Annotated in this window: 4 protein-coding genes (1 of these 4 only partly in view); all 4 read left to right on the top strand. The window is 63.9% G+C overall.

Translation table 11 applies throughout. The annotated features are described in order from the left end of the window. Positions 1-122 precede the first annotated feature (122 nt). Tightly spaced (at most 57 nt apart), the 4 genes in view from B384_RS0101335 to mraY form a layout consistent with a single transcriptional unit that may run on beyond the window. Positions 123-1,892 carry a peptidoglycan D,D-transpeptidase FtsI family protein gene (locus tag B384_RS0101335; protein ID WP_019481343.1) on the top strand — a complete coding sequence of 590 codons (1,770 nt, stop codon included), beginning with the start codon at positions 123-125 and terminating at the stop codon, positions 1,890-1,892. Positions 1,893-1,949: 57 nt separating this feature from the next. Then, complete coding sequence (locus B384_RS0101330; protein WP_019481342.1) at positions 1,950-3,644, top strand: UDP-N-acetylmuramoyl-L-alanyl-D-glutamate--2,6-diaminopimelate ligase; 1,695 nt, start codon at positions 1,950-1,952, stop codon at positions 3,642-3,644. 6 nt (positions 3,645-3,650) lie between these two features. Beyond that, positions 3,651-5,177 carry a UDP-N-acetylmuramoyl-tripeptide--D-alanyl-D-alanine ligase gene (locus B384_RS0101325; RefSeq protein WP_019481341.1) on the top strand — a complete coding sequence of 509 codons (1,527 nt, stop codon included), beginning with the start codon at positions 3,651-3,653 and terminating at the stop codon, positions 5,175-5,177. Continuing rightward, positions 5,174-6,000 carry the 5' portion of a phospho-N-acetylmuramoyl-pentapeptide-transferase gene (gene mraY / locus B384_RS0101320; protein ID WP_019481340.1) on the top strand. 271 nt of this gene lie beyond the right edge of the window, so only the first 827 of its 1,098 coding nucleotides appear in the window; it begins with the start codon at positions 5,174-5,176; the stop codon falls past the right edge of the window. The genes B384_RS0101325 and mraY overlap by 4 nt, the downstream gene beginning before the upstream one ends.

Below are 6,000 nucleotides of genomic sequence, written 5' to 3'. Positions count from 1 at the left end.
CCCCCGCCGAGCAGCCGCAGGCAATCGAGCTTAACGGCGGATCAATTCCAGCACCACAGCAAGGCACCGGCGGGTAACGCACACGATCGACGATCACCCGAAAGACACCGAAGGATATTGAAGTGGCTACAGCAACTGAGCACGACAAATTCCGGGTGGCTCTCGGCGCGAAAAGGCTACGCGTAGGTCTGGCCTTCGTCCTGATCCTCCTGCTGGTGCTGGGGGTCCGGTTATTTCAGGTGCAGGCGCTCGACCTCGGCGGCATGGCGCAGGCCGGACTGAATAAGCGGCTCGAATCGTTCCCGGTGCAGCCAATGCGCGGCGATATTCTCGACAGCAAGGGAAATTACCTGGCCCGCAGCGTGGAGCGCTTCGACATCGTGGTGGATCAGACCCTCGCCGAAGGCGACACCTTCGCCCGGATCAACGATGAGGGGGACCGCGAGGAGCTCACCATGGATGAGGGTTTTGCCGAGCTCTCGACGATCCTCGGCCAGGATGCGGCCACCCTCGAGGCGGCAATCATCGGGGACAAAAAGTTCGGGTATGTCGCCCAGGAAGTCACCCCTGAGGTCAAGAACGCCGCATTGGCCGTGCGGATGCCTGGTGTCTACGCCGACCCGGTCAGCCTTCGCACCTACCCCTCCGGGCCGGTCGCCGGATCAATCGTCGGGTTCGTTGGCGAGCAGAATGAGGGCCTCGAGCTCACCCAGGACGACCGGCTCACCGGCGAAGCAGGTAGCCGCACCTTTGAGATCGGCGGTGACGGCATCCGGATTCCCTACGCCACCAACGAGGATGTGCCGGCCAAGGACGGACAGTCAGTCAAGCTGACCATCGACCAGGATCTCCAGTGGTTTGCCCAGCAGACCATCGCCTCCCAGGTGGAGGAGTACGACGCCCAGTGGGGCAACATCGTGGTCGTCGAAGCGGATACCGGCGGCATTGTCGCGATGGCCGAGTCCACCACCATGGACCCGAATAACCCGGGAGCCACTGAACCCGAATTTCGTAAACCCCTCTCGGTCACCTCATCCTTCGAGCCCGGCTCCACCACCAAGCTGATCACCATGGCAGCAGGGCTGGAGGAGGGAATCATTGAACCCACCAGCGAATTCCTGTTGCCAAACACCTACACCGTGGACAACCAGACGTTCAAAGATGCTTTCGAGCATGGCGAGGAGCAGCGCACCGCCGCCGGAATCTTCGCCAAATCCATGAACACCGGAACGGTGATGATTGGTGAGCAGCTCAGCAAGCAACAGCGCTACGACTGGCTCACCAAGTTTGGGATCGGGCAGCCCCTCGATGTCGGTTTGAACGGTGAGACCAGCGGTATCCTCGCCCAGCCGGAAGAGTGGGACGACCGCCAGCAGTACACGGTGCTGTTCGGGCAGGGCCTCGCGCAGACTGCGCTGCACACCGCGATGGTCTACCAGACAATCGCCAACGACGGCGTCCGGCTGAAACCACGGTTGATCGATGCCTACATTGACCCCGACGGAACCGAGCACAAGGTGCCCCAGGACGAGGGCGTCGAAGTGGTCTCCACTGAAACCTCAGGCCAGCTACAGAAGATGCTCGAAACCGTTACCGTTGATGGCTCAGGTGCTTCGGGTGCGCTGGACGAATACCGCGTGGGATCCAAGACGGGCACGGCCGAAGCGCCAAGCGCTACCGGCGGCTACGACGGGTACACCCTCACCTACGCTGGCATGGCGCCAATGGATGACCCGGAGTACGTCGTGGTGGTGACGCTGCAGCGGCCGCAGGGCGATCTGTATTATCTGATACCGGGGGAGTCATTCCAAAAGGTAATGGAACAGGTGCTCAACGCCAGGAACGTCGCACCATCCACCGGCAAGCCCGAGACCTACCCCATCGAGTACTGACCCGGAGCAACACACGTGCCAACAATTGAAGATTCCGCCGCGCAACCCGATGCCGGGATGCGTCCAGCAGTAGTGGCTCCGGTCCCGCTGGCACAGGCATTCAGCGACCTTCCAGCCGGGTTGCCGACTGTCGAACCGGTTCCCGGGCACGACGACGCCGCCGCCCACGTCCGTGTGACCGGGGTGGCGATTGATTCCAGAATGATCAGGGCCGGGGATCTGTACATAGCCCTACCCGGTTCAGGCAGACACGGTGCGTCGTTCACCGCCGCCGCTCTGCGCTCTGGCGCCGTCGCCGTCCTGACCGACGAGGCAGGGGTGGAAGCCGCCGCAGCCGCAGCCGAACTGGTCGGCACCGTTCCCCTGTTCAGAGCTGCCCGCCTCAGGGAACTCGTGGGTCCACTGTCGGCGACCATCTTCAACAGTCAGCCGGCCGAAACGAGCCGGCCCGCCCTGTTCGGCGTCACCGGCACCAACGGCAAAACCACCACCACCTACTTCATCAATGCGTTGCTGGCGGGGCTGGGTCGGACCACCGGGTTGATGGGAACCATTGAGATCCATGCCGGCGGCCAACCAATCGCCAGCGCTCTCACCACCCCCGAATCGCCGCAGGTACATGGCATCCTCGGGTTGATGCGTGAACGGGGGATCGAAACCGCCGCCATGGAGGTGTCTTCCCACGCGATTGAGTACCGTCGGGTGGACAGCGTCCACTTCGACGTGGCCGGGTTCACCAACCTGACCCAGGACCACCTCGACCTGCACGGCACCATGGAGGAGTACTTTGCGGTCAAGGCTGAGCTCTTCGCGCGGGAACGGACGAGCCGCGCGGTCATCATTATCGACGACCCGTGGGGCCTGAAAATGGCCGAGGTGGCCGGGGCCGACGTCGTCACCCTCAGCACGAGCGTCACCCAGGACGACGACGCCCAGACGAACGACGGCCACACGAACGACGCCCAGACGAACGACGGCCACACGAACGACGGCGGGACACCACCCCACACCGCCGACTGGCAGGTTCGTAATGTGGTCAAACACGGGCTCGGCCACCGATTCTCGCTGCACGGACCAGCGGGGGAAGAACTCACGCTGCACTCGGGCCTGCCGGGTACCTTCAATATCTCGAACGCCGCACTGGCGACGGTAATGGTGCTCGCCTCAGGGGTGGCTGCAGACGACGTGCAGCGCGCCGCGGACAGCGCCGATCCGTTCTCGGCGGCAGTACCAGGACGCATGCAGCTCATCGGCGACCACCCGGCAGCAATAGTCGATTTCGCCCACAACCCTGATGCTCTGGCCCGCACCCTGGAATCGGTCAGGCCTCCCGCCCCGGAGGCGAAGCTGATTGTGGTGTTCGGCGCCACCGGACAGCGGGACCAGACCAAACGTCCACTCATGGGGGCCACCGCCGCGCAGCTGGCCGACGTGGTGATTGTCACCGACGACGACCCCCACGATGAAGACGAGGCCGTGATCAGGCAGGGCGTCCTGGAGGGGGCACTGAGGGCCCGTGACGCCGCCGAACGCCCGTGCGAGGTACTCGAAATTTATCCCCGTGCCGAGGCGATCGACCGCGCAGTGGCAATGGCCACCGCTGCTGATACGGTCCTGATTGCTGGGCGCGGCCACGAGGTCTGGCAGGAAGTCAAGGGAGTCAACCTGCCGCTCGATGACCGGGTGGAACTGGCCCGGGCGTTGACACGCTACGGATTCTCTGTCCACCCCAGCCACAGGATAGAATCCTAGACCGTCATGATTGAACTAAGCGCAGCCGAAATCGCGGCAATCACCAAGGGTCAGTTGACCCCCACTGCCGCAGCACGGCAGACCCAGACCGTTAGCTCCGTCACCGTGGATTCCCGCGAGGTACAGGCCGGTGGCCTGTTCGTCGCCAAGCCCGGTGCAAACGCTGACGGTCACCAGTTCGTGCCGCAGGCCTTCCGTAATGGGGCTGTGCTGGCACTGCTGGAACACCCGGTAGCGAATGAGGACGCCGCTGGTGCTGGCGAGTACCCCGCCGTCGTCGTCGACGATGTGGTGTTGGCCATGGGCCGGCTCGCTGCCGCCGTGGTGGAAAGATTGCGCGCCCATTCACCGCTGACGGTGATCGGCATCACCGGCTCGGCCGGTAAGACCACCACCAAGGACCTGCTGGCAGGCATCCTCAGGGAGCATGCCCCCACTGTTGCCCCGATCGGGTCCTACAACGGCGAGGTGGGCGTTCCGCTGACCGTCTTCAGCGCCGATTACGACACCAGGTATCTGATCATCGAAATGGGTGCCACTAAGATCGGGCAGATTACCTACCTTGCGGACATGGTCGCGCCCGATATCGGTGTGGTCCTGGGAGTTGGCAGCGCCCACGCCGGAGAGTTCGGTGGAGTGGACAACATCGCCAAGGCCAAGTCGGAGCTGCTTCGTTCGCTGCCGGGAAGCGGAACGGCAATCATCAACGCCGACGACGCCCGGGTTTTGGCCATGGAGACCGTGACCGCCGCGTCCAAGCTCTACTTCACTTCCGACAACTCGCATCTCCCCGGCGGCGGACCAGTTGTTCGGGCCACCGGTGTCACAACCACCCCCGGTGGGCACCCATCATTCACGCTGGGCCTGCCCGGTCCCGACGGGTCCACCGAGCATCAGGTCACCTCACGGCTGATCGGGACGCACCAAATCACCAACCTCCTCGCCGCCGCATCAATTGCCGGGACGCTCGGCATCCCGGGCGCGGCCATCGCCGACGCCCTGTCGCGGTCGGAAGCACAGAGTCGCTGGCGGATGGAACGCACCGAACGCGCCGACGGCGTGACGGTCATCAACGACGCGTACAACGCCAATCCTGACTCAATGCGAGCCGCGCTTCGTACCCTGGCCGAACTAGGGCGGGGTCGCCGCACCTGGGCCGTGCTCGGCGAAATGCTCGAACTCGGCGACGAATCGATCACCGAGCACGACGCCGTCGGTCGGGTCGTGGTTCGGCTCAACATCACCAAGCTGCTCGTGATCGGGATGGGGGCCCGTGCTCTCTATAACGGTGCAGTCCTCGAGGGGTCCTGGGGGGATGAGGTCCTGTTCGCCGATGACGTCGCGGCGGCCGAGGAAATTCTCGCCTCGGCTCTGGAACCTGGAGACCTGGTGCTGTTCAAATCCTCCAACGGGGCGGGGCTTCGATTTTTAGGTGATCGGATAGCATTGTCCTCGACTGTTGCACCATCCACTGCCACGCCTGAACCATCAGAGCCCGGCCCAACTGACCTCCAAGGGGGGCCGCAGCTGTGATTGCGCTACTGATCGGCTCAGCCATGGGGCTGGTGCTGGCTCTCGTGGGTACCCCGCTGTTTATCCGCCTGCTCGTGAACCGTGGCTACGGTCAATTCATTCGCGATGACGGCCCCACAGCCCACCACACCAAGCGCGGGACGCCCACCATGGGCGGCGCCGTCATCGTCGGTTCCGTCCTGATCGCCTACTTCGTCACCCACCTGCTGATGATCTGGGCCGGAGTCTCCACCGGGCCGTCCGTCTCGGGTCTGTTGCTGCTACTCCTGATGGTCGGCATGGGAATCGTCGGATTCTTCGACGACTACATCAAGATCTCCAAACAGCGGAGTCTGGGCCTCAGCGCCCCGGCGAAAATCGCGGGACAGACCCTCGTCGGCATCATCTTCGCCGTCCTTGCGCTTGGCTTCCCGAACGAAAACGGCAGGACGCCGGCCTCAACGGCCATTTCATTCATCCGCGACACGTCGATCGACCTGGCCTTCGCCGGCACCATCGTTGGCGCCGTCCTCTTCGTCATCTGGTCCAACCTCATCATCACCGCAGCCAGCAACGGCGTGAACCTCGCCGACGGTCTCGACGGCCTTGCGGCCGGGGCATCCGTCCTGGTGTTCGGTGCCTACATGCTGATGGGCATTTGGCAGTCCAACCAGAGTTGCGCACTCGACGAGGTCGCCAGGAGCGTCTGTTACACCGTCCGGGACCCCCTCGATCTGGCCCTCATCGCCGGCACCATGTGCGGTGCGCTGGTCGGGTTCCTCTGGTGGAACACCTCGCCTGCAAAGATCTTCATGGGTGACACCGGCTCGCTCGCCATCGGCGG

Source organism: Arthrobacter sp. TB 23, from assembly GCF_000294595.1.
In the GTDB taxonomy this organism is placed as follows: domain Bacteria; phylum Actinomycetota; class Actinomycetes; order Actinomycetales; family Micrococcaceae; genus Arthrobacter_D.
This window is presented reverse-complemented; position numbering and strand designations above follow the sequence as displayed.

Excerpts from the sequence above, each read along its gene's own strand:
- B384_RS0101330 (WP_019481342.1), top strand. The coding sequence starts at position 1,950 with ATGCGTCCAGCAGTAGTGGCTCCGGTCCCGCTGGCACAGGCATTCAGC.
- B384_RS0101325 (WP_019481341.1), top strand. The coding sequence starts at position 3,651 with ATGATTGAACTAAGCGCAGCCGAAATCGCGGCAATCACCAAGGGTCAG.